Source organism: Vibrio sp. 1401 (genome assembly GCF_033340295.1).
Genome location: NZ_JAWOWF010000655.1, coordinates 1 through 570, shown reverse-complemented (window position 1 = coordinate 570; position 570 = coordinate 1). Strand labels below are relative to the sequence as shown.

Annotated in this window: 1 protein-coding gene; it reads left to right on the top strand. The window is 48.8% G+C overall.

The annotated features are described in order from the left end of the window. Nucleotides 1-570: DeoR/GlpR family DNA-binding transcription regulator (locus tag R7Z77_RS27395; RefSeq protein WP_318137310.1), on the top strand; the 570-nt coding region annotated here is incomplete at both ends.

The following is a 570-nucleotide window of genomic DNA, read 5'->3' as shown; positions in this document are numbered from 1 at the left end:
TTAAAGCGTGTTCACGGCGCTGCTACCGCACTGCAAAGTGATGATATAGATACCCGCTTAGAAGTGCGTTTTGATATTAAACAAACACTTGCTAACAAAGCCGCGGATTTGGTCGCACCGAATGAGACGGTGCTGATTGAAGGGGGCAGTGCAAATGCGCTGTTGGCTCGCACGTTAGCCGAGCGCGGCGATGTGACCATCATTACGCCATCGGCCTATATTGCGCATCTTATCCGCAATACATCGGCCAATATCATCTTGTTGGGTGGCGTGTATCAGCACCAAGGCGAAAGCCTCGTTGGCCCGCTCACCAAACTCTGTATTGAGAACATTCATTTCAGCACGGCTTTCTTAGGTATTGACGGATTTCACCAAGACACAGGTTTTACTAGCCGAGACATGATGCGTGCTGACATTGCAGAGGCCATTCTGGCAAAGAAAAGACGCAATATCGTCCTGACGGATTACAGCAAGTTTGGTCAGATTTATCCTTCGTCGATTGGCAAGACAAACGAAATCTCAGTGTTGTTAACTGACAAAGCCGCTCCGAAAAGCGACCTCGAACAGTTG